The sequence below is a fragment of the Paracoccus binzhouensis genome (genome assembly GCF_016446475.1).
GTDB classification, from domain to species: domain Bacteria; phylum Pseudomonadota; class Alphaproteobacteria; order Rhodobacterales; family Rhodobacteraceae; genus Paracoccus; species Paracoccus binzhouensis.
Genome location: NZ_JAEHFP010000251.1, coordinates 1 through 917, shown reverse-complemented (window position 1 = coordinate 917; position 917 = coordinate 1). Strand labels below are relative to the sequence as shown.

General features: G+C 77.6%; 1 pseudogene. It reads right to left on the bottom strand.

From position 1 onward, the window contains the following. Positions 1 to 917 (bottom strand): annotated as a pseudogene (locus tag I9P22_RS24295) (chromosome segregation protein SMC); the annotation flags it as partial.

The window sequence follows — 917 nt, the reverse complement described above, 5'->3', positions numbered from 1 at the left end:
CGCCGCGGTCGGGCAGTTCGGCCAGCGCCCGCTCGGCCTCGGCCAGCCGGGCGCGGGCGTCCAGCGCATCCTCGCGATGCCGGGCCAGTTCGGCGCGGGCCGATTCGGCGCGGCTCTGCGCCATGGACAGCTCGGATTCGGCGCGGGTCACGGCGCGCACGGCATCCGACAGCCCCCGCTCGGCCTCGCGCCTGGCATCGCGGGCGCGCTTCTCGGCCTCGGTCGCGGCCAGATGGCGGTCGCGCAGCGCCTGATGCCCGGTCTGCGCATCCTCGGCGCGGGCCTGCGCCGTCTCGACCTGCTCGGTCAGTTCGGCCAGCTGGTTGACCTTTTGCAGGTGCAGCGCCGCCGAGGAGACGGCCTCGCCCGCCAGCACCCGCATCCCGTCCCAGCGGAACAGGTCGCCGTCCCGCGTCACCAGCCGCTGGCCGGGGGCAAGTGCAGGCTGCAGCGCCGCGCCCATTTCCGCATCCGCGACCAGCCCGACCTGCGACAGCCGCCGCGCCAGCGCCCCGGGGCCGTCCACATGCGGCGCCAGCGGCTCGGCGCCCTTGGGCAGCGGTTGCGGCGCGTCGTAGCCCGGCAGCCGGTGCCAGCCCGAGCCGTCCTCGGCCAGCCCGACGCCCAGGTCGTCGCCCAGCGCCGCGCCGAAGGCGGTCTCGTAGCCGCGCGCCACGCGCACCAGATCCAGGATCGAGCCGCCGCCCTGCCCGCGTTCCACCAGCCGCTTCAGCGCCGCCATCTCGGCATTCAGCGCCGAAACCTCGCCCTCGGCCTCGGCGCGGGCCGAGCGGGCGGCGGATTCCTCGGCCTCCAGCGCGGCGCGGGCCTCCTCGGCGGCAGCCAGGGCCTCCTCGGTCTGCTCGACGCGCTCGCGGGCCGCGTCCTGCGCCGCCTCGGCGGCCTCGCGGGCGGCG